The organism is Ensifer sp. ENS02 (genome assembly GCF_014851885.1).
GTDB classification, from domain to species: domain Bacteria; phylum Pseudomonadota; class Alphaproteobacteria; order Rhizobiales; family Rhizobiaceae; genus Ensifer; species Ensifer adhaerens.
Window position 1 is genome coordinate 1 of sequence record NZ_JACVAO010000082.1, and the last position, 375, is coordinate 375.

General features: G+C 63.7%; 1 protein-coding gene. It reads right to left on the reverse strand.

Annotation, left to right across the window (positions count from 1 at the left end; all coding sequences use genetic code 11):
* Nucleotides 1–375 (reverse strand): SulP family inorganic anion transporter (locus tag IB262_RS35540; protein WP_192494591.1); only part of this gene is annotated, 375 nt, incomplete at both ends.

Consider the following 375-nt stretch of genomic DNA (forward strand, 5'->3'; position numbering starts at 1 on the left):
TCAGAAGTTCGAGAATAGGGCTGATCAGCCCGTCCGACTCGATCTGGACGCCGGTGACGCGCTTGATCTGTCCAACCAGAATCGAGAGGGAAATTCCAGCAAAGAAGCCTGTGAGGATCGGGCGCGAAAGAAAGGTCGCGAGCACGCCGAGACGGACGAGGCGTGCAATCAGGCAGAGGATGCCGACGATGAGGGCCAGCAGGGCCGCCGCCGTTACGCGGTCAGCGCCACCGGCAGAGGAGGCGAATACCGTCGTCAGCACGGCCGCCAGCACCGTCATCGTCGCCGCATCCGGTCCGACGATCAGTTGCCGCGACGGACCGAAAAGGGCGTAGGCGACAAGCGGCGTGATGCTCGCATAAAGGCCCGTCTCGG